Source organism: Dolichospermum heterosporum TAC447 (assembly GCF_024584745.1).
Classification (GTDB): domain Bacteria; phylum Cyanobacteriota; class Cyanobacteriia; order Cyanobacteriales; family Nostocaceae; genus Dolichospermum; species Dolichospermum heterosporum.
The window spans coordinates 1,531,433-1,548,791 of record NZ_CP099464.1 but is presented as its reverse complement, the minus strand read 5'-3'; the positions used below and the strand labels follow the sequence as shown (position 1 = coordinate 1,548,791).

Annotated in this window: 32 protein-coding genes; 10 read left to right on the top strand and 22 right to left on the bottom strand. The window is 35.5% G+C overall.

What is annotated here, in order from left to right; translation table 11 throughout:
* Positions 1 to 3: 3 nt before the first annotated feature.
* From NG743_RS07045 to NG743_RS07035, 3 genes are read right to left on the bottom strand one after another with little or no spacing between them, the layout of a single operon-like run.
* Positions 4 to 375 carry a PIN domain-containing protein gene (locus NG743_RS07045; RefSeq protein ID WP_257121755.1) on the bottom strand — a complete coding sequence of 124 codons (372 nt, stop codon included), beginning with the start codon at positions 373 to 375 and terminating at the stop codon, positions 4 to 6.
* Positions 372 to 611, bottom strand: a complete 240-nt coding sequence (locus NG743_RS07040) for a UPF0175 family protein (RefSeq protein ID WP_257121754.1) — start codon at positions 609 to 611, stop codon at positions 372 to 374. Before NG743_RS07040 ends, NG743_RS07045 begins: the two co-directional genes overlap by 4 nt.
* A 53-nt stretch (positions 612 to 664) precedes the next feature.
* Complete coding sequence (locus tag NG743_RS07035) at positions 665 to 871, bottom strand: hypothetical protein (RefSeq protein WP_257121753.1); 207 nt, start codon at positions 869 to 871, stop codon at positions 665 to 667.
* Between the two features lie 180 nt (positions 872 to 1,051).
* On the opposite strand from NG743_RS07035, the gene NG743_RS07030 reads away from it, so the two are divergent.
* From NG743_RS07030 to NG743_RS07020, 3 genes are all read left to right on the top strand, one after another.
* Entirely contained in the window at positions 1,052 to 1,354 is a 303-nt protein-coding gene (locus tag NG743_RS07030; protein ID WP_257121752.1) for a hypothetical protein, read from the top strand.
* Positions 1,351 to 1,758 (top strand): hypothetical protein, encoded by a 408-nt coding sequence (locus NG743_RS07025; protein ID WP_193964615.1) that lies wholly within the window; start codon positions 1,351 to 1,353, stop codon positions 1,756 to 1,758. The genes NG743_RS07030 and NG743_RS07025 overlap by 4 nt, the downstream gene beginning before the upstream one ends.
* Positions 1,759 to 1,883: 125 nt before the next feature.
* Positions 1,884 to 2,198 (top strand): DUF433 domain-containing protein, encoded by a 315-nt coding sequence (locus tag NG743_RS07020; protein WP_257121751.1) that lies wholly within the window; start codon positions 1,884 to 1,886, stop codon positions 2,196 to 2,198.
* A 2-nt stretch (positions 2,199 to 2,200) separates the two neighbouring features.
* Here NG743_RS07020 and NG743_RS07015 read toward each other — a convergent pair whose 3' ends face one another.
* The gene (locus NG743_RS07015; protein WP_257121750.1) at positions 2,201 to 3,349 is read right to left on the bottom strand and encodes a DNA methyltransferase; all 1,149 of its coding nucleotides are present in this window, start codon (positions 3,347 to 3,349) and stop codon (positions 2,201 to 2,203) included.
* Complete coding sequence (locus NG743_RS07010) at positions 3,346 to 4,383, bottom strand: DNA-methyltransferase (RefSeq protein ID WP_257121749.1); 1,038 nt, start codon at positions 4,381 to 4,383, stop codon at positions 3,346 to 3,348. The genes NG743_RS07015 and NG743_RS07010 overlap by 4 nt, the downstream gene beginning before the upstream one ends.
* 255 nt (positions 4,384 to 4,638) lie before the next feature.
* Between NG743_RS07010 and NG743_RS07005 the strand changes: the two genes are divergently transcribed.
* The 5 genes from NG743_RS07005 (at position 4,639) to NG743_RS06990 (ending at position 5,859) form a co-directional block, all read left to right on the top strand.
* A complete protein-coding gene (locus tag NG743_RS07005) occupies positions 4,639 to 4,884 on the top strand; it encodes a hypothetical protein (RefSeq protein ID WP_257121748.1) in 246 nt (81 codons plus the stop codon).
* Complete coding sequence (locus NG743_RS26840; protein WP_371316500.1) at positions 4,881 to 5,000, top strand: type II toxin-antitoxin system RelE family toxin; 120 nt, start codon at positions 4,881 to 4,883, stop codon at positions 4,998 to 5,000. Before NG743_RS07005 ends, NG743_RS26840 begins: the two co-directional genes overlap by 4 nt.
* A 216-nt stretch (positions 5,001 to 5,216) precedes the next feature.
* Complete coding sequence (locus NG743_RS07000; protein WP_257122126.1) at positions 5,217 to 5,540, top strand: DUF433 domain-containing protein; 324 nt, start codon at positions 5,217 to 5,219, stop codon at positions 5,538 to 5,540.
* Positions 5,524 to 5,670 (top strand): DUF5615 family PIN-like protein, encoded by a 147-nt coding sequence (locus tag NG743_RS06995; RefSeq protein WP_228039412.1) that lies wholly within the window; start codon positions 5,524 to 5,526, stop codon positions 5,668 to 5,670. Before NG743_RS07000 ends, NG743_RS06995 begins: the two co-directional genes overlap by 17 nt.
* A 15-nt stretch (positions 5,671 to 5,685) precedes the next feature.
* Complete coding sequence (locus tag NG743_RS06990) at positions 5,686 to 5,859, top strand: hypothetical protein (RefSeq protein ID WP_228039411.1); 174 nt, start codon at positions 5,686 to 5,688, stop codon at positions 5,857 to 5,859.
* Between the two features lie 92 nt (positions 5,860 to 5,951).
* Here NG743_RS06990 and NG743_RS06985 read toward each other — a convergent pair whose 3' ends face one another.
* Entirely contained in the window at positions 5,952 to 6,284 is a 333-nt protein-coding gene (locus NG743_RS06985) for a DUF5615 family PIN-like protein (protein WP_257121747.1), read from the bottom strand.
* A 19-nt stretch (positions 6,285 to 6,303) separates the two neighbouring features.
* A complete protein-coding gene (locus NG743_RS06980) occupies positions 6,304 to 6,510 on the bottom strand; it encodes a DUF433 domain-containing protein (protein ID WP_306459831.1) in 207 nt (68 codons plus the stop codon).
* 132 nt (positions 6,511 to 6,642) lie between these two features.
* On the opposite strand from NG743_RS06980, the gene NG743_RS06975 reads away from it, so the two are divergent.
* Positions 6,643 to 7,212, top strand: a complete 570-nt coding sequence (locus NG743_RS06975; protein ID WP_257121746.1) for a hypothetical protein — start codon at positions 6,643 to 6,645, stop codon at positions 7,210 to 7,212.
* 391 nt (positions 7,213 to 7,603) lie between these two features.
* Positions 7,604 to 8,485, top strand: a complete 882-nt coding sequence (locus NG743_RS06970; RefSeq protein WP_257121745.1) for a DUF1350 family protein — start codon at positions 7,604 to 7,606, stop codon at positions 8,483 to 8,485.
* Between the two features lie 18 nt (positions 8,486 to 8,503).
* Here the strand turns inward: NG743_RS06970 and NG743_RS06965 are convergent, their stop codons facing one another.
* The 15 genes from NG743_RS06965 to nifE all read right to left on the bottom strand — a co-directional run bounded on the left by NG743_RS06965 (position 8,504) and on the right by nifE (position 17,084).
* A complete protein-coding gene (locus tag NG743_RS06965) occupies positions 8,504 to 8,680 on the bottom strand; it encodes a hypothetical protein (RefSeq protein WP_168467372.1) in 177 nt (58 codons plus the stop codon).
* 98 nt (positions 8,681 to 8,778) lie between these two features.
* Positions 8,779 to 9,183, bottom strand: a complete 405-nt coding sequence (locus NG743_RS06960; protein WP_039200984.1) for a type II toxin-antitoxin system VapC family toxin — start codon at positions 9,181 to 9,183, stop codon at positions 8,779 to 8,781.
* The gene (locus NG743_RS06955; RefSeq protein WP_039200985.1) at positions 9,164 to 9,427 is read right to left on the bottom strand and encodes a hypothetical protein; all 264 of its coding nucleotides are present in this window, start codon (positions 9,425 to 9,427) and stop codon (positions 9,164 to 9,166) included. The genes NG743_RS06960 and NG743_RS06955 overlap by 20 nt, the downstream gene beginning before the upstream one ends.
* Positions 9,428 to 9,578: 151 nt before the next feature.
* Entirely contained in the window at positions 9,579 to 9,998 is a 420-nt protein-coding gene (locus tag NG743_RS06950; RefSeq protein WP_257121744.1) for an AAA-like domain-containing protein, read from the bottom strand.
* A 16-nt stretch (positions 9,999 to 10,014) separates the two neighbouring features.
* Positions 10,015 to 10,263: a DUF433 domain-containing protein gene (locus NG743_RS06945; RefSeq protein WP_168636820.1), complete on the bottom strand. Its 249-nt coding sequence runs from the start codon at positions 10,261 to 10,263 to the stop codon at positions 10,015 to 10,017.
* Between the two features lie 99 nt (positions 10,264 to 10,362).
* Positions 10,363 to 10,614 (bottom strand): FeoA family protein, encoded by a 252-nt coding sequence (locus tag NG743_RS06940; protein WP_257121743.1) that lies wholly within the window; start codon positions 10,612 to 10,614, stop codon positions 10,363 to 10,365.
* Between the two features lie 362 nt (positions 10,615 to 10,976).
* Complete coding sequence (locus NG743_RS06935) at positions 10,977 to 11,276, bottom strand: 2Fe-2S iron-sulfur cluster-binding protein (RefSeq protein ID WP_027404266.1); 300 nt, start codon at positions 11,274 to 11,276, stop codon at positions 10,977 to 10,979.
* 140 nt (positions 11,277 to 11,416) lie between these two features.
* Positions 11,417 to 11,785: a HesB/IscA family protein gene (locus tag NG743_RS06930; RefSeq protein WP_027404267.1), complete on the bottom strand. Its 369-nt coding sequence runs from the start codon at positions 11,783 to 11,785 to the stop codon at positions 11,417 to 11,419.
* Positions 11,786 to 11,847: 62 nt separating this feature from the next.
* Entirely contained in the window at positions 11,848 to 12,630 is a 783-nt protein-coding gene (locus NG743_RS06925; RefSeq protein ID WP_193962508.1) for a HesA/MoeB/ThiF family protein, read from the bottom strand.
* A gap of 10 nt (positions 12,631 to 12,640) precedes the next feature.
* Positions 12,641 to 12,958, bottom strand: a complete 318-nt coding sequence (gene nifW / locus NG743_RS06920; RefSeq protein WP_027404269.1) for a nitrogenase-stabilizing/protective protein NifW — start codon at positions 12,956 to 12,958, stop codon at positions 12,641 to 12,643.
* The gene (locus tag NG743_RS06915) at positions 12,955 to 13,155 is read right to left on the bottom strand and encodes a CCE_0567 family metalloprotein (RefSeq protein WP_027404270.1); all 201 of its coding nucleotides are present in this window, start codon (positions 13,153 to 13,155) and stop codon (positions 12,955 to 12,957) included. Before NG743_RS06915 ends, nifW begins: the two co-directional genes overlap by 4 nt.
* Before the next feature lie 62 nt (positions 13,156 to 13,217).
* Positions 13,218 to 13,694, bottom strand: coding sequence for a NifX-associated nitrogen fixation protein (locus tag NG743_RS06910; protein WP_371316499.1), 477 nt, complete (start codon positions 13,692 to 13,694; stop codon positions 13,218 to 13,220).
* Positions 13,691 to 14,110 carry a nitrogen fixation protein NifX gene (gene nifX / locus NG743_RS06905; RefSeq protein ID WP_027404272.1) on the bottom strand — a complete coding sequence of 140 codons (420 nt, stop codon included), beginning with the start codon at positions 14,108 to 14,110 and terminating at the stop codon, positions 13,691 to 13,693. Before nifX ends, NG743_RS06910 begins: the two co-directional genes overlap by 4 nt.
* A gap of 125 nt (positions 14,111 to 14,235) precedes the next feature.
* Entirely contained in the window at positions 14,236 to 15,564 is a 1,329-nt protein-coding gene (nifN, locus tag NG743_RS06900; protein WP_027404273.1) for a nitrogenase iron-molybdenum cofactor biosynthesis protein NifN, read from the bottom strand.
* Positions 15,565 to 15,716: 152 nt separating this feature from the next.
* A complete protein-coding gene (gene nifE, locus NG743_RS06895) occupies positions 15,717 to 17,084 on the bottom strand; it encodes a nitrogenase iron-molybdenum cofactor biosynthesis protein NifE (protein ID WP_027404274.1) in 1,368 nt (455 codons plus the stop codon).
* Between the last annotated feature and the right edge of the window lie 275 nt (positions 17,085 to 17,359).

The window sequence follows — 17,359 nt, the reverse complement described above, 5'->3', positions numbered from 1 at the left end:
AGTTTAATTATATAACAATATTTGAAAAATGCTGTAACTTCGTCCAAGGCGTTCATCAATTAACAATTCATCTGCATTTAATTCTAGAGCAAGAGCGTTGCCTATGGCGAGCGAAGCTATCGCTTCAGCTTCACCTCGATCTAAATTGTGATTATTCCGTAATACAGAAATAAGTTCAATATTTTTAGCTGGTATAACTTCAATCCAATCTAAAGAAAGCACTCCTGCAATTAAATTTTCTTCATCACTTGCATTTCTAAGTTCTTCTGCAACTCCTTGAGGAATAATCACCTTGTTGTAAATCTGCTGTAAAAGTGACAAATAACCAACAATGGCTAAATTACTCAAAGGTGAAGTATCGCTGATAATAATCATAGCCAGCCTTTTGCACTTAGATGCTGGATATCTTCCTGTAACTCAGCTACATCATAGTGAATACATATTCCCCGTTCAGCAAGTAATTTTTGAAACTTAATTTGATTCATTCCTAATATTTCACTAGCTTTACCCAAGCTGATTTTTTCTTGCTGGAATAACAAAATTACAATTTCCATCAAAAGTTGCTTCTCTGATAAACCACTTGCTTTGACGACTTCATCTGAAATGATCATAATTAATTTTTTAACCTGTTTTCTTGATTCTAACAAATAGAGTTGGCTATAGTCTAAGATGTATACACTACTATGGCTAAATTATTTGATTCTACCTGCTTAATTACCTCTAAAGGTAACTCTAACACCTCCGCAATTTGCTCATCATTTAAACCAAAATACCGTAATTTATCAATTTTTTCTATCTGAGTTTTATTATTTTTACGTTGCTTTAATCTTAAATATTCAATAAAATCTGAGTCTTGTATTATACAAGACAATTACTACCAGTAGTCATCGTAGGGTTGGTTAGGCGAACAAGGTAATAAAGAAGAAACATATAATAATGTTTATGCTCCGTAACCCACCATTTACTATCAATGCTTATGGTAGGTTACGCTGTTGTTAACTCAGTCTAAGAAATAGAGAGTAAAATGGGAATAATAGACAAGCTCTTATAAATGAATATAGCCGCTCAACAACTACCTAACTTAACAGGAAAAACTCATTCAGAAGTCTTAATAATTCTCAGCAACCAAGGATTTGAATTTAAAACGCAAACTCAAGGGGGTTATGAAACATTTCAGCATCCAGATGGTAGCCAAATTCATATTCGACCAAATGGGGAAATTGTCCGCACAGGTTCTAGAATTAAAGCAGTTGATGGCAAATCTTACCGTCGTCGCTACAATCAACATGGAGAGCAGATAGAATTTGTTTCTGGAGCTAATACTCATAATACTGGAGAGATTGTAAATTTATGACAACAACAATTGCACCAACCCTCACTACTTTTCTCGAAGATTTGAAAAGTGCTGACTTAGTTGGTATTTCTTTAAATCCTCAAAACCTGGGATTACGTCTTGACTTTACCTTTGGTCCTGAAGCCGATGATGTCGCTATTGAATTTTACCAAATTATTCACCTGGTTTTTTCTCAACCTCTCAATGCAAATGATGAAGATATCTGTTTTTGGGTAGGAGAAGTTGAACTCAAGAAAATTGAAGATAATATCCAGGAATTTTTATCTACATCCTATCCATTTGTCAATCAAACTGGCATAATTAATACCAACTTACAATCACTAATTTATTTTCATTTAGAAGGAGATATTTGTTTGGAGGTTGTTTGTAGAAATTATAAAACTTTCCAACAAGTCAAAAATTAAATAATTTCAAATAGAGCTAAAAGTACAGTAATAGTCCAAATCTTTGTAAGATACTCAAACGACAATACACACCTACCTAACAAAATAGTGATATAATTAGAGTGGATAATTCTCTTGATAATACTATGTCCATCAACGTAATCAAAGAACATATTGAAATCACTCCTGGTATTTGTGGAGGAAAACCTCGCATTGCTGGACATCGGATTCGAGTTCAGGATATTGTGATTTGGCATGAAAAAATGGGAATGTCTCCTGATGAAATTCTCTACCATTATCCTAGTATTACCTTATCTGATGTCTATGCTGCTTTAGCATACTATCATGATCATCGGGAAGAAATTAGACAACAAATATCAGAATCAGAGGCTTTAATCCAAGAAATTCAAGCACAAACTCCTTCGATTTTGCAACAAAAACTGAAAAAAAGTCAAATTTAATACTATAGATATTCTTGTAAAATTATTCGCCAAGCTTGAATATGAGAATCTTTTACCTCCGTTGAATTTCTAGCATCTATTACTAATTCTTCGGTATATGTGCTAATAAATTCATGATAATCTTCTATAAAACGCAAGTAATATTTTAAGGTATTCACAATACCATTAGCAATAATTTCTAAACCTCGTTCTCTTTTAATACCCAAAATCAATTCATTAATATATTCTTCTTCATCTTGATTAATAAAACAGTTGTTGTATGTTGTTAGAATATAATACCTTTCTATTGTTGTATTGGCAGATTTTTTTACTATATCTAATATCATATTTCTGTCAATAGGAACATTATGTTTTATCTCTAATATTTCAAATGGATTATTATGGTTGTCCCTTATTTCTATATCACCATAACCATGTTTATCAGCAGAAGTATGAACATTTAAAGGTAGTAGTATTTTATTTTCAAATCTGCGGATAGTTTTAAATAATTGTTTGTAAATAGCAAAAATTACAATAACTGGTAGCCTAGAACTTAAAGCTTCTTCAAAATGTCTTTCTACCATTTTTATAACTGTATTGATATTGATAATATTTATAGAATTAGCAACTTCTAGCGTTTCTGAAAAAACAACTTCATGAGATTGGCACAGAAGATGTAATTGTGCAAAAACATAAACTAAACAATTTTCAAGATCAATCGTTTGATTTTCAATTTTATCAATTAACTTCAGAAAAGGTTCAACTAAGCTTTTACTCCTTAATGGTAATTTGACTCCCTCATCAAAATTCCAGATAATTTCTGCGCGTGTTGCTTTAGTTAAAAATGCAGTTTCTTTATTAGCATATTTAGGAAATGTACGTTTAAAAAATGGTGTAGTTACTTTGGTATCAATGACTCTAGCAGAATATCCATTTGGAAATTTAGCCATGTGCAATCTTATATCTTGCTCAGGTTTAATTATTTTCTTGAGTAAAGTTGTAATAATTACCTGAATTAAAGATTTATCAGTTTCTATTTTCTGAATAAAAATATCTAGACTTGCTTTTATTTCTTCCTGAATTTCTGATAACGCTTGATTTTCAATTAATTTAATTGCTTGTTGATAGTATTTTTCTAATGTTTCTATTTCTTGATTATAATTATATTTCATATAAATAATTCCTGTTGTTTAGAATCAGATTGTTCCATGCGGTTATTAGCTAAATTTACATAATCTGGATTAATTTCAATTCCTAAATAAGTTCTATTTAAATTTCTAGCTGCTACACAAGTAGTACCACTACCACAAAAAGGATCAAGTACAAAATCACCTTCTTGACTTAATAATTTAATAAGTTCCTGAATAATATATATAGGATAAACTGCTGGATGATGATTATTTTTAGTAATTTCTACTGGACTTTCGATGATGTCTTTTTTCATCGTATTTCCTAAAATTCTAATAATAGTAAAACCATTATTCTTAATTTGGTTATTTCTACCTCCATCTTGTCCACCATAGGCTAATTTATGTACACCATGAATTTTCATTCGGAATCCTTCAATTTCTCCATTGTGTACTGCTAAAATAGCTTGATTTAATGCTTTAACAGCATTTATTTTTTGTTCTTCGCTTAAATCAGAATTTTTAATTAATTCCAGATATTTTTTACCTAATTTATCAGATGGTTTACCTTTAATACTTTTATTAAAGGTATCTAGATGTTGTAAATAATTATCTAAATTAAAGTAATAATCTTTTGATTTGGCAAATATGAAAAATGGTTCTGTAGCTTGTATTAATTTTCTTTTATCTTGCCGTGGTGTAGGATTTAGTTTTGACCATGTAATTTGATTAATCAGAAAAATATTTTGATTTTGGGTAGCTTGAATGGCAAATTTATAAGGAATTAGAGATAAACCACCGTTAATATATTTATCTCCCAAATTAAAAACTATTGCTCCTGTTTTTTTCAAAACGCGCACACATTCCCCAAATACCGTTAAGATATTTTGTAAATATTCTGCTTCAGTTGTTTCATTCCCTATACCTAAATTACCATTTCCATAATCACGTTGCTGAAAATATGGGGGTGAAGTGATGATTAAATCAAAAGTATCACTTTCTATTTGTTTGAGAATAGATAGATTGTCACCGAGAAGAATTTTATTTCTAAAGTCTAATATTTGTTGTTGTACTTTCATATAATTTAATTATTAATTATATTAATTAAATTGTCATTTTCAAACTATCATACAGCATTTTTGTTTTTAACCTTACAAATTTAATAAAATTTAACGTTTGATTTAGTTTTGTAGGGTGTGTTAGCGATCGCATAACGCACCTTTTTTATGCTGTTGTTAACCTACCCTATAGTTATAATTTCTCTCTCTGGTAGTACATTAGCTGAAAATATAGCATAATTAACAATATAATTAACCTAAAAAGGATTATCAATAATGACAATAGTTAACTTACAAATGCCCTTTGAATCATTAATTGCGGCAATTTCATCCCTAAATTTAGAAGAAAAACATCAAATTTTGGAATTTCTAGAAGAACAACTTTTAGAAGATGAAGAAGATTTAATAGAACAAAATCCCCAAATTATGTCCGAAATTGCAGAAGCTCGTCAAGCTTATCAAAATGGCGACTATCAAACAATTCAAGAATATATTGCTAATCAGAATCCTCAAATCTCATGAGCTATGAAGTTATTATCCCCAAATCAGTGCAGAAACAACTGAAAAATTTACCACCAACCATAAGTGAGCGAGTTTTAGAGAAAATTTTATACTTTCTGCGCCAACCTACCTTATAAAATAGTGATATAATTAGAGTCAGAAGTGTTGAATGTTAAGATTTTGATGATCTTGTTCAAGTTGTGCATTGGCATTGGTGATACCAAATTTGAGCAGTTAATGACTCTATTCTCAATAAATAAGGGATTTTGCCTGGGTAAAACGCAAACATTGTCAAGTTTTATTGCAGGATTCAACACTTCTGAATTAGAGTGGATAATTCTCTTGATAATACTATGTCCATCAACGTCATCAAAGAACATATTGAAATCACTCCTGGTATTTGTGGAGGAAAACCTCGCATTGCTGGACATCGGATTCGAGTTCAGGATATTGTGATTTGGCATGAAAAAATGGGAATGTCTCCTGATGAAATTCTCTACCATTATCCTAGTATTACCTTATCTGATGTCTATGCTGCTTTAGCATACTATCATGATTATCGAGAAGAAATTAGGCAACAAATATCAGAATCAGAGGCTTTAATCCAAGAAATTCAAGCACAAACTCCTTCGATTCTGCAACAAAAACTGAAAAAACGCAATGATAGAGAGAATTAAATTTCATTTAGATGAAAGTGTTAGTAATGCGATCGCGTTAGGTTTACGTCGTCGAGAAATCAATGTTACTACAACTTCAGAAGCCGGATTAATTGGTGTATCAGACAGAGAACAAATTGCTTTTGCTTGATCTGAAAACCGGATCTTGATTACTCATGATGATGATTTTGTGATCCTTCATCGTAGCGGTATAACTCATGCAGGAATTACATATTGTGATCAGAAACGCCGTTCGATTGGTGAAATTTTAAATACTTTAATTCTGATTTGGGAAACACTTGAACCAGAAGATATGAAAAATCAACTTGAATTTTTGTAATTAAGCACCTTTTTTGTAGTTACTGGTGCTATTACCTAACCACAACTCACCCCAGATGACATTTTTTTAGATTGAGCTAGTTATAGAATAAATTAGTACAATTCCAAACAATCCAGATTTGGATTATCAAGCAATTTTTGAATTGCTTCCACCCCAGAACGCAGTAGAAATTCAACTATTTGTGTTGGTGCATTTATACAGCGTAACCATATAACTTTAGGTGGAGAACCATACAAACGGCCTCTCTCTGCAAAATCTACATCTTGAGTAACGATACAAAAATCATTTATCTTAGCAAATTCCCAAATTTCAGTATCAGTTTTTTCTGCTAAATCATGAAGCTGAACATGACTAGAATCAAGAAAAATATCTGCTAATCGAGTTACTAATTTACGACTCAAATTTTGATCAAAAAGCAATTTCAAGCAGAATCTACCATAGCAACTAAAGATGTTCACGGTCAGCAGCAAATTCTAGACAAGCTCTAATATCGTCTTCTGTTAATTCGGGAAAATCCTCTAATATCTCTGCATAAGACATACCAGATGCTAACCAACCTAAAATATCATAAACTGTGATTCTCATCCGGCGAATACAAGGTTTACCACCCCGCTTATCTGGCTCAATGGTAATAATATCTTGATAGCTCATATTATTTAATCTCTCTAACTTTATAGTATTTTAACATCTTTATTGACCTTGTTCAATTAACCAGCGAGCAACAGCCACACCTGTATTTTCATCTACCAAAAATCGCATCTAGGCAATCTCCGCAATCAAATTTTGAATTTAACTCAATTTAACTCAATTTTCATAATCCTGAATTTAACTGAATTATTGATTGATATGTTAAGGGATACTTTTAAGAGTATTCTAGAAAGAAAAATTATCATGAGTTCACTGAAGAAGTTCGTATCCTCAGCTATATCTTTGGCGATTGCTGTATCACTTGTACTATCTTTGACAATTGGGTTCTCTGGAACAGCAATGGCAGGATTTCCCCCTTTGACTGGCGCACGGAGGGAATGGTTACGGCCTATTGAAGAATGTGTTCCTGTCCAAGAAGGAAGATTTAGAGTTAGGCAGAAAGGAGAAATAAAAGCACTTACTACTATTAAATCTGCTGTAGTTAAATTAAACCCTCCTGATCTTCGTGGACGAATAGACAGAATTCAGATTCAGCAAAGAGTTCCTAACTTCGAGTGTGAAGGTATTCCAGTCGAGAATGGTGAAGACTTAATTGCAACTTGCAATAAAGGTTCTATCCACTTATCAGCGTTACCATTTGTTTACTCTGCATCAGGAAGATTTGATCCTCCAGGCGATGGCCAATTTTGTGTTGAATTAAATTAATAAATCCCTAATTTTCTTTCTTACAGTTTGCTGTAAAAGTTATCTATAGCAGTTCTGAATGATATGTGAAAACGAAAAAAGCCAGTAAAATCTGTAAAATCGAGATTTTGATCACATTAAGTTTTCATAAATAAGACAGGATTGCTATGGTTTTTATTCCAACTTTAAACGCAAAGTAAAAATATTTTTTCTCTATTTCTCAATTAATTTAAAACACTTCCTAAATATAGGATATCTCATTTTATTAAAAAATACTCAGATGACGTTAACAGTTTTTTACTGCGGCTGAAGTGGCAGATAATTAACTCTAATTATCTGTCCATTTAATACCTTGAGTAATAGATTACTCTATAAGTTATGGGTTGTAAATTAAATACCAAATGAAACCTCTATGAAGTGTGAAAAGATACAATTCAGGCAAATTGGGAATGCTAAAGTTTCTTTACAAGAAAACCCTAAAGGGGTAATTCAATTTTTTGGCGGTTATTTTTTTGGTACTTTTCCTACTTGTTTTTACAACAAGCTTCTAGCAGACCTAAAAAGTTATGGCTATACAATTGTTGTATTTCCATATTCTTTATCATCAGATCACATTCTAGTTGCAGAAACTTTATTTGAATCCCACACTAATACACTAAAAGAGCTAGAAAAGGTTGATGATTTTTACAAAGATCATAAAAACTATTCTTGGGTTGCCCACAGTCTAGGCTGCGAATACATAGCTTTATTAAACCTTTTAAGCAACAATGATAAAAATAAGCGAGACAATATCGCTAGTGCAATAAATAACGTTCCTACCATCTTGACAGAGATTAATGAAGATGCTGTTAGAAGAATTTTTCAGCTAAGTTTGCAACTAAAAAATACACTATCACCAATTGGAGAACAACCATCTGTATTTATAGCGCCTTGTTTTAGACCGCCAACTTCATTCTTGCAATGTATAATTAAGCCTACTCAAGAACAAATGTGGCATTGTATAGAAGAGAAAAAAGATACTTCATTCCAATTGACATCTGTTATTTCTTTTACGAATGATGGTATAGCAGGAAATGGTAATAAATGCCAACAATGCAACTTTGACATAGATACTAAATATAGTCAAAAATGTAGCGATGTATGCTTTTTAATCGAAAAACTCAGACTAAAAAATAGAGATTTATGGGTTGAACTAGATGGTGATCACATGACACCTATCCAGATGAATAACAAGATCAATTTAGCAGAGAGTGTAGTAAATTTTTTAAATAAACCAAAATCTACGGAAAATTGAACACAAGATAAATCACAATTATGCCCCTAACAACCAATCTAGCAGGCAGAAAAACTCTCTTGCACGGGGAAAGTGGGGTAGAAACAACCAAGAGAGCGATCGCCTTTCTTTCATCAAAGCCATTTCACGAAAGCGCGATCGCTTTTTTGATTTGTGGAAGGCGATCGCACCTCCCACATCCCCAAGAGCGATCATTCCTAATCTTGACTCAAAGGTATTTTACCGGAAAGTGCCGGAAAGTGCGATCGCCTTTTATGTACAATAATCAGTAATAGGCATAGCAAATTGTCATATTACTTACTCCAATCTTGAATTTCTAAGTTTTCTATTTTTCCAAAATCTCTGATATTATTTGTGACAATAATCAAATCGTTGGCTATGGCAATTCCTGCTATCAGAATATCAATATCGTCAATTGGCGTGCCTTTATTTCTTAAATTGGCATAAATATCAGCAGAAATTATGGCAGAGCTTGTAGTTAGAGGTAAAACCGTATTGTATGAAACAAATTCCTGAAAAGATGTGAGTTGTTTTTGCGCGTCACGATGTTTTAATCCACTGACAATTTCATAATAAGTGATGATGCTAATGTTAATTTTGTCATACTCTTTCAAATAGGCTTGAAAACGCTCGATAACTAGACTATGATTACGGAAGAAAAAAGATAAAATGTTTGTGTCAATCAACGCTGGCTTCATCACTTCTTCTTCCTAAAAATGCTTGGTGGCGGCGGGTGATTATTTCTTCATTGAAGTTAGCAAATACTTCATCTGACATATCATTCCAACATCCAGCAAACTGCATATTTTTATTAAATGAAGGTTGAGATACTTCTATACCTAAGCGAAAATAATGAATAAAATTATATAATTCTTCTAATTTCTCTGGTGGAACAAGATTTATTTCCGTAATAACTTTTGTGCGTAGGTTGAAAGAATCCATAACAAGTTAATATAGATTGATTGAGTGACAAATAAATTATATCTCACATTCCATTTATTTACAGGATGGCAACGGTCAAATGAACACTTTGTTGCGATCGCCCTACTTATCCCCAAGAGCGATCGCCTGTTTAGAGATAGTTGACATTTCCCTAACTCCCAATCGCATCACTAAAATAACTCCGATACAATTGACAACGCGGTTCTACTTCATTCCCCACCAGCTTGACCAAACCCATACTCTGTAACTGATAAGCTGATATTGTTTCTAATCTCACTGGTTCAGTAGCAGAAATCACTGTTTGCAATGCTGTAATTAGTTTTGGTTCTTCTCGCAAATTCAACCAAAATTGTCTTAAATGATGGCTATAAATACCTGCGTCAGTTCTAGCCTCTACTAAAAATTGATCAAGAGTAATATCAGGATAACTTTTAAGGTGAGAAAATGCCTGCTGCAACAGATAAGGATGACCACCTACCAATTGCATTAAAGGATCTACTAAAGATGAATCTTCAGCTAATCCATACTTGTTCACGTAACCAGCGAGCGACAGCCACACCTGTATTTTCATCTACTAAAAATCGCATCTAGGCAATCTCCGCAATCAAAGGCATGAAACTGGTACTTTCTAGAGAGCGAGATGCAAATAATAAACAAGCGCGAATATCTGCTTCTACTAAACCTTCATATTCTTCCAGAATTTCTGCGACTGTTGCACCATGTGCAAGGAGATTAAGAATATACTCGACGGTTAAGCGTGTACCCTTAATTGTCGGTTTTCCAGCCATTACTTTGGGATTTGTAGTAATACGATTCAGTATTTCTCGTTCTATCATATATTCTCAAGTGGTAAAGAGTATAGTAGTTAGATTTATTATAATAGCAAAATTGCTTACTGAAGTTAAGAAACTCAAAATATCTAACTAATTATCTTTTTACCCATCAATTAACCGCACATAAATAGCCCGTGCTATTTCCCGATCTATAGTCATAGATAAACCACCACATTTAATCACAAAAGTCGGAAATTGCTGTTCTACAGTAATCGTATTCCCTGTTTTAATGCCCATTAATATCAGCTTTTTTCTAATCGTTTCATCCTGACTTTGGCAAACAGTAACTATCCCACAATCTCCTGATTTCAGCAATTCTAAAGAACAACCCATAATAGTAAAAGGAGTAAACATTGTATTATCAGAATAAAAAGCGAAAATTGAAATGATGAAAGATGATAAACATCCTCCATCATTGTTAAAAATGAAAGGTAAAGCAAAAGCTTAATGGTGTCAACTTAATCTCAAATCCCTACCACATCTCGTTCCTAGTCTCTGACTAGGAATGCAGTTGATGAGGCTCTGCCTCTAATATCATTGAAGGCAGAGCCTTCTAAAATGCGTTCCCAGTCTCTGACTGGGAACGAGATGAACGAACGAGATGAACGAACGAGATGAACGAACGAGATGAACGAACGAGATGAACGAGATGAACATCCTCCATCATTGTTAAAAATGAAAGGGTAAAGCAATGCTAAACCCCTACAGATATTGTATTAAGCAAGATAAGGTTCTTGGTGGGTTTTGATTGTGCAGTTAGAACGGGGGTAGGTAACACACAATAAAGCGAATCCTTTGCCCATTTGCTCATCATCTAGGAATGATTGATCGTCTTGATTGATTTCACCTTCAACAACCTTACCTACACAGCTAGAACAAGCGCCAGAGTGACAGGAAAAAGGTAATTCAATACCAGCTTCTTCTGCTCCTTCGAGAATTGTGGTGTCTTCGTCAATTTCAACTGTAGTGTCTAAATCTTCTTTTTTGTTGATCAATCTTACTTGATAAGTTGCCATTTTTCAATTTTCCTCAAAGATTAATGAAGTGAGCTTTTGAGTTACAGCAACGGACAAGGAGGTGAGGACATTAACTAATAATAAATAAAAGACTTTTAGCACTGTCACCTGTCACCTGTTCCCTGTCACCTGCTATAGAACTATTGTCCACAAGGTACACCTGTGGGAGTACCATCATTGGTTTTAAAAGACTTGCCACAACCGCAGGTATCAGTTGCATTGGGATTGGAAAACTTGAAACCGCTATCCATGACTCCCTCAACAAAATCAACTACCACACCTGCTAATAACGGCGCACTTTTAGCATCAACGTAAATCAACACATTTCCTTGTTGAGATACGACATCATCAGGTTGGGGCTTACTGGTAATTTCGATGCCATATTCATAGCCGCTGCAACCACCATCTTTAACCGAGATGCGGACACCCTTTTTAGCGTCTTCGGTTGCAGAACCTTTTAAAAATGCCCAGAGACGAAATTCAGCCTTTTCTGTTAAAGTAACAGTCATTTTGTTTCCTATTCTGTAGCGAATATTCTGATTTGGGATGTGGATTTTGAAAAAGTGGTACTTTAAACCGTTGCAGTTTGAGATTGGGAATATCTCCAAGGGGCAGTATTACCGCAGACTTGACAATTGCGATCGCGGTGAGAACGACGTTTAGCAAATTCCATTCTGTTCAAGTCAATCGTCAGCAACTCTGACAACAGCGGTTGACTAAAACCAGTAATGAGTTTCACCGCTTCCAAAGCCGTCAAACAAGCCAAGGTCCCAGAAACCGCCCCCAGCACAGAAAACCCGCGCCGATCCCAATCAGGCTTTTCTGGAAACAGACAGGATAAACAAGGCGTAACACCCGGAATAATCGTGGTGAGATAAGCCTCCATTCCATCCATAGCTGCCTCTACCATTGGCTTACGCCAGCGCACACAGGCTTCATTTAACAAATTGCGTTCAGTGAAATTATGAGCGCAATCCAAAGCCATATCCGCCGACTGCACCAACTCATCTACATTTTCAGCGGTAATGTAATCATGAATTACATCCACTTGGACATCGGGATTGATGGCTTTGAGTGTTTCTTGGGCTTTAAATACTCTAGGTTTACCCACCCAGTCATCAGTCATCAAAACCTGACGATTCATATCATCCAGCCGCAAATCACCACCCCGGACTAGGATTAGCCGCCCAATGCCCGCTACTGCTAGGTAAAGCGCCGCCGTACCGCCTAATCCACCCACACCCGACACCAAAACAGTCGCTGATTTCAGGCGTTTTTGAGCTAATTCGCCAAAATTAGGAAGCATCATTTGACGACTATAGCGTTCTAATTCGGTAGGCGTTAGGTTGATCACTTTTTAACTCCTAATCTGAGGTGATTTCTGTCAGGGTAACTACATTTTTCCGCTTATCATTAAACACCTTGAACAGCTTTTGTTCATGAGGTGTAGATTCTATAAACACCTGATAAGCCTGTTGCAAAGCAATACAATATTTTTCTAATCTTTCTTGGTCACTTATCTGGGGATAACTATCATCAATTTGACTCATGAACTGAGAGAACTTTTTCAAAATATGTAAACGATTAACATTTACAAATTTTTGGTCATAGGGCAGTTTAAAAAAGATAAAAAACTCTTCCGCGTCTACGAGCTTCTTGAATTCATCAATATTGGTACTCATTTAGAATTCTCCATTTTTTTGAGTTTTTGCTTGAGTCCATCTAACTGACAGTAGATTTCATAAGTAGCAGCAGCAACATCCATCAGTTTGTGGTAATCTGTTGGCAGTCCTTCCGCTAAATCATGCAGATCCATTTTCATTTGACCTGCTTTGCTATTTAGCTTTTTAATCTTGTTGGTGATTTCCTCAATTGTCATTGGTGATTGGTGATTGGTAATTGGTAATTGGTAATTTTTGCCCAGTCCCCAGTCCCCAAGTATTAAAGATTGCCTACTTCGGGGAAACGTTTGGCTAAATCAATTCCCTTCTCAACAAACTTTGTGCCTTCTTCGTCTAATTTCTCGAAGGAATCAAAACCAAAACGATGAGCATCACGTAAAGTTTTTACCGCTAATAATAAGCGTCCAGAAAATATTAAAGCCCAGCCGAAACCCTCATGTCCTAGTTCAACAACTACGTTGGAAATGAGTCCAGTTTCCTTTTCAATACTGGCAGCTATAGCCCGAAAAAAGGCATTAATACGAGAAATTGTAGCGGGATCAATTTCACCTTCTACGGAAATTTCCCGTTTCTTTTGTTTAGTAACAACATAGGGTTTTAGGATTAACTCATCAGTCCAACTCCGGTAAAAACCATAGCTATCTTGCGCCCGGATTTGTTGAACTAATGATTTATGGAAAGGCGTTAAAACTACCTCTGAATTGTTACCAGTTCCATTCACATCATTCATACTCATAATGTTGCTTCGTTTTCAAGTTCTTCAGCAAAACTAAGTTTTTTCTGGACTAAAGCTTTCCGTAACCAAGGTGGAGGATTACCCTTGAGAGTTTTAACTAATTTGTTGAGAATATCTTCAATCTTTTCCTCTTCAGATTTAGCCTTAACTGGGGTTACACTCTTTTTAATTAAACGAGCGGCTGCACTACCACCAATAGCGACAACATAAACAATTGTGCAATCATTCAGTGCTTGTAGTTTGGGGGTAATTTTATCTTCATTACCATCTTCTTTGAGATCACCTTCAAACTTGAGAGTTTCTATGAATTCATATCCGTTGTCGGAAATTTCATAAACATCAATTTCCTTAGCCCAACCAAAGTGAGCATTAACATGAATTCGGTCAGTTGTCGTAAAAGCAATTTTCACTTTCATTTGTCCTTTGTTGGTTGTCAGTTGTCAGTTGTTGGTGGTCGGTTGTCATACTAATTATTCTGAATTAAGATGAACGAACCACAGAGGCACAGAGGACACAGAGATAGAAAAAATGGTATCAGGTGTTATTTGTTGATTACTGATGACCATTGGTTCATCATTGATGATTCTTCTTGTTCTATAAATAGGTTTCCCATGCCAAAAAGAAGTTCGATAGTACCGCGATAGCCTACTTTGGTAAATAGCCCGTTTCCTAATCGGTCATAGATAGGAATACCTAAACGATAGAGGGGAATTGAAAGGCGTTTAGAGATGGTATTTACGTTGGAATTTCCGATTAATAAATCAGAACCTAACGCCAATTTTTCAAAATCCTCTAAATCACCAATGGTGACATTCTTGATAGGAAGTATTTCAAGTAATGGGGAACGAGTTGTGGTGACAGCATTGTGAATTTCCGCCCCCATTGATTGCAAAAATCCAACTATAGTCCACAACAAATCTGGTTCTAAAGCTAAAGATACTCGTTTGGAACTAAAATAAAAGTGAGTATCTAACATTGCATCTTGCAATTGCCGACGTTGACGGCGATATTTTTCAGGAACGGGATTTCCACTTAATAAAGATAACTTTTGCAGAAATTGATCTACAGGTTCTAATCCTGTTAAATCTCTAAATACTTGATAACTTGTTCCAAAGCGTTCCTCTAAAATTTGCGCCGCCCCTAACATACTTTCACCTAATGCTAAGGTAAAAGCTGAACTGCCTAAAGAACGCAATTGTTTGAGGGTTGTACCACTAGCAGTTATAGGAGTATAACCATCTTCCAAATGTCCATCTAAAGAAGCTCCCAAATCAGGAACAAAGATTGGTTCTAAACCAAAAGCTGTGACAATTTCTCGAATTTCCAGCACATCTCCGGGAGTGAGCGCAGAACCAGCTAAAACTGTGATTTGTTCTGGTTTGATTCCCCCGGCTTTGGGAATTTCTTTAACTATACTTTCTACCGCAACTGCAAAACCGTCTTGCAATGCACCTTTAAAATCGGGAGTGGGAGCAAAAATAATGGCTAAATGATTAAGTTCAGGATGACGTTCTCGAATATCCTTCAAGAACATTTCCATATCATCACCCCTAGTTTCTGTTAAGCCAGTGGTACACAAACCAATAATTTCCGGTTGTACCTTTTCCACCAAAGTGAGAATAGCTTGCTCAACATTTTCCTCACCACCCAAAATAGTAGTAACTTCCGTCATTGCAGTAGTAGCAAGAGGAATTGCTTCCCGAAAATGTCGAACCAAAACCACTTTTGCAAACGCCGTACAACCCTGAGAACCATGAAATAAAGGCATAGTTCCCTTCAAACCCAAAAAAGCCAAAGAAGCACCTAAAGCCTGACTTTGTTTAAGGGGGTTTACAGTCACAGACTTTTCTGGAATAATTGCGATCGCCATAAATTAATCTTTCATAAATTATAAACTTCTGAACATCTAACAATCTTGTGGGATGGGCTTCTAGCCCATCCAAGGGCAGGCAGGATGCCTACCCCACAAGAATTAACAAGATATTTCTTCCTTTGCGCCTGGAGCATCTCTGCGTGAGACAATTACTCCCAAGGTGCTGGCTTCCGAATTTGCTCCCACACAGGACTATATAAAGCCTCAGTCAACTCCCGCGCCATTTCCACCATGCCCACATAACCGGCATATGGATGATGACGTTCTTGGTTAATATCTAAAAAGGGAATTCTGGCTTTGAGAGCAGTATATTGATTTCTGCCCCCAGCAATAAGCATATCTGCGTTAGTTTCTTGAATTAATTTCAGGAGTTCTGTGGCGTTCCCCTTCTCCAACATGATCCCATCATTACCCAACAAATTTTTGATTTTCGCTTTATCTTCTTCTGTACTTTTGCGCGTGCTAGTTGCCACAACTTCAATTCCCAAATCCTTCGCAGCGGAAATAATTGACCAACTTTTCACACCACCAGTATAGAGAACAATACGCTTTCCTTTCAACTTGGCTCGATAGGGAGCAAGGGCAATATCCAAAGCCGCAGTTTCTTCAGCAATAAGTTTTTCTGTGCGTTCCTGCAAATCAGGATCACCTAATTTAGCAGCTACAGTTCGCAGACAACGATTAATATCTCTAATTCCATAAAATGACTCTTCAATGTAAGGAATTCCATAACGTTCCTCCATTTTTCGCGCCATATTTAAGAGCGCTCGTGAGCAGATCATCACATTTAATTTAGCCCGGTGAGCATAACGCACTTCTTCATAACGAGCATCACCAGTAATTTTCGATAAAACCCGAATTCCTAACTTTTCAAATAAACTTAAAACCCCCCACATTTCCCCGGCAATATTGTACTCACCGATGATATTAATATCATAGGGTGTAGTATATTCCGGTTCAGCAGTACCGACTACATATTCTAGTAAAGCCTCACCACCAAAGCGATTACCTAAGTTTTTGCTGCCAATAAATCCGGGAGCAATCACAGGAATTACCGGAGTTCCAGTTTTTTCGGCTGCTACCTTACAAACAGCATCAATATCATCACCAATTAAGGCTGTAACGCAGGTGGCATAAACAAAAACCGCCGCAGGTTTGTAATTTTCATTAACTTCTAAAATCGCCTTATAAAGCTTTTTCTCACCACCAAAAATCACATCATTTTCACCCACATCGGTAGTAAAACCTGTCTTATAAAGCATTGGACCTGAAGACAGACTACCACGACTTCCCCAGGAATTGCCGGCGCAAGCGATCGGACCATGTACCAAGTGAGCAGCATCAGTAATAGGAACTAAAGCAATCATCGCTCCATCAAAGGCACAACCACCTTGAGCCGCGCCAGGTTGGGCTTGTTGGGTACAAGATTTATTTTTCTTTTCTCCCTGTTTCTTTTGATTATGTTCGCATCCTGATTCACTCAGAAGTTCGTTAATTTTGCTTTGGGTGACTTTCATTTTTATTCTTGTGCTAGATGGAGTTTACAACCATGACAAATCTTGCTTAAAGTTAATCATCAAGATGATGATTTTGAGAAAAATATTGCAAATTAATAAAAATTATTTGTGGAACTATTGACAGCATCATCCATTTCTGGGTTTGTGTCTCTACAGAAAGGATAATAGAAAGTTGCTGTAATAGAGAATAAGTGAGAAATATCTCACAAATAATTTAGGATTACCACAGGACATATTAAATATAATAATTCTAATTTCCCGAAAATAACCAAGTT

Excerpts from the sequence above, each read along its gene's own strand:
- NG743_RS06955 (WP_039200985.1), bottom strand. The coding sequence starts at position 9,427 with ATGGATTCTTTCAACCTACGCACAAAAGTTATTACGGAAATAAATCTT.
- NG743_RS07010 (WP_257121749.1), bottom strand. The coding sequence starts at position 4,383 with ATGAAAGTACAACAACAAATATTAGACTTTAGAAATAAAATTCTTCTC.
- nifX (WP_027404272.1), bottom strand. The coding sequence starts at position 14,110 with ATGAAAGTGAAAATTGCTTTTACGACAACTGACCGAATTCATGTTAAT.
- NG743_RS06980 (WP_306459831.1), bottom strand. The coding sequence starts at position 6,510 with ATGAGCTATCAAGATATTATTACCATTGAGCCAGATAAGCGGGGTGGT.
- NG743_RS06995 (WP_228039412.1), top strand. The coding sequence starts at position 5,524 with ATGATAGAGAGAATTAAATTTCATTTAGATGAAAGTGTTAGTAATGCG.
- NG743_RS06910 (WP_371316499.1), bottom strand. The coding sequence starts at position 13,694 with ATGAGTATGAATGATGTGAATGGAACTGGTAACAATTCAGAGGTAGTT.
- NG743_RS07030 (WP_257121752.1), top strand. The coding sequence starts at position 1,052 with ATGAATATAGCCGCTCAACAACTACCTAACTTAACAGGAAAAACTCAT.
- NG743_RS06960 (WP_039200984.1), bottom strand. The coding sequence starts at position 9,183 with ATGAAGCCAGCGTTGATTGACACAAACATTTTATCTTTTTTCTTCCGT.
- NG743_RS07045 (WP_257121755.1), bottom strand. The coding sequence starts at position 375 with ATGATTATTATCAGCGATACTTCACCTTTGAGTAATTTAGCCATTGTT.
- NG743_RS06970 (WP_257121745.1), top strand. The coding sequence starts at position 7,604 with ATGAAGTGTGAAAAGATACAATTCAGGCAAATTGGGAATGCTAAAGTT.
- NG743_RS26840 (WP_371316500.1), top strand. The coding sequence starts at position 4,881 with ATGAGCTATGAAGTTATTATCCCCAAATCAGTGCAGAAACAACTGAAA.
- NG743_RS06945 (WP_168636820.1), bottom strand. The coding sequence starts at position 10,263 with ATGATAGAACGAGAAATACTGAATCGTATTACTACAAATCCCAAAGTA.
- NG743_RS06930 (WP_027404267.1), bottom strand. The coding sequence starts at position 11,785 with ATGACTGTTACTTTAACAGAAAAGGCTGAATTTCGTCTCTGGGCATTT.
- nifE (WP_027404274.1), bottom strand. The coding sequence starts at position 17,084 with ATGAAAGTCACCCAAAGCAAAATTAACGAACTTCTGAGTGAATCAGGA.
- NG743_RS06915 (WP_027404270.1), bottom strand. The coding sequence starts at position 13,155 with ATGACAATTGAGGAAATCACCAACAAGATTAAAAAGCTAAATAGCAAA.
- NG743_RS07000 (WP_257122126.1), top strand. The coding sequence starts at position 5,217 with ATGTCCATCAACGTCATCAAAGAACATATTGAAATCACTCCTGGTATT.
- nifN (WP_027404273.1), bottom strand. The coding sequence starts at position 15,564 with ATGGCGATCGCAATTATTCCAGAAAAGTCTGTGACTGTAAACCCCCTT.
- NG743_RS06940 (WP_257121743.1), bottom strand. The coding sequence starts at position 10,614 with ATGTTTACTCCTTTTACTATTATGGGTTGTTCTTTAGAATTGCTGAAA.
- NG743_RS07040 (WP_257121754.1), bottom strand. The coding sequence starts at position 611 with ATGATCATTTCAGATGAAGTCGTCAAAGCAAGTGGTTTATCAGAGAAG.
- nifW (WP_027404269.1), bottom strand. The coding sequence starts at position 12,958 with ATGAGTACCAATATTGATGAATTCAAGAAGCTCGTAGACGCGGAAGAG.
- NG743_RS07025 (WP_193964615.1), top strand. The coding sequence starts at position 1,351 with ATGACAACAACAATTGCACCAACCCTCACTACTTTTCTCGAAGATTTG.
- NG743_RS06950 (WP_257121744.1), bottom strand. The coding sequence starts at position 9,998 with ATGAAAATACAGGTGTGGCTGTCGCTCGCTGGTTACGTGAACAAGTAT.
- NG743_RS06935 (WP_027404266.1), bottom strand. The coding sequence starts at position 11,276 with ATGGCAACTTATCAAGTAAGATTGATCAACAAAAAAGAAGATTTAGAC.
- NG743_RS07020 (WP_257121751.1), top strand. The coding sequence starts at position 1,884 with ATGTCCATCAACGTAATCAAAGAACATATTGAAATCACTCCTGGTATT.
- NG743_RS07005 (WP_257121748.1), top strand. The coding sequence starts at position 4,639 with ATGACAATAGTTAACTTACAAATGCCCTTTGAATCATTAATTGCGGCA.
- NG743_RS07015 (WP_257121750.1), bottom strand. The coding sequence starts at position 3,349 with ATGAAATATAATTATAATCAAGAAATAGAAACATTAGAAAAATACTAT.
- NG743_RS06965 (WP_168467372.1), bottom strand. The coding sequence starts at position 8,680 with ATGATCGCTCTTGGGGATGTGGGAGGTGCGATCGCCTTCCACAAATCA.